The sequence below is a fragment of the Flavobacterium nitrogenifigens genome (assembly GCF_003254565.1).
Classification (GTDB): domain Bacteria; phylum Bacteroidota; class Bacteroidia; order Flavobacteriales; family Flavobacteriaceae; genus Flavobacterium; species Flavobacterium nitrogenifigens.
Window position 1 is genome coordinate 1 of sequence record NZ_QJRI01000041.1, and the last position, 269, is coordinate 269.

1 protein-coding gene is annotated in these 269 nt (G+C 44.6%); it reads right to left on the bottom strand.

Annotation, left to right across the window (positions count from 1 at the left end; translation table 11 throughout):
- Positions 1-84 precede the first annotated feature (84 nt).
- Positions 85-269, bottom strand: a 185-nt coding sequence (locus DM397_RS23870) for a hypothetical protein (RefSeq protein WP_204251835.1), incomplete at its 5' end; no start/stop codon positions are given.

Sequence of the window (269 nt, forward strand, 5' to 3'; positions counted from 1 at the left end):
CCTTTTTCCGCTTTTCCAATGCTTTTGCCCGGCTTTTTTTGATCTTTTTTCGGATTATTTCTTAACTCGCTGGTAACGGCAGGTTTACATTTCGGATATTTTCACGCATGCGTGGGATTTTTCTTCCTTAGCATGCTTTTTCGGCATTTTCCCAAGGCCAAAGCTTTCCGTTTTTAGGGAATTTTCAGCCCTTCCCCCTTCTTTCTGCCGATTTTCCACTCTTTTTAAGGGGCCTCTCCGCAGAAAGCCTCTTCTGAAAACCGATGCCC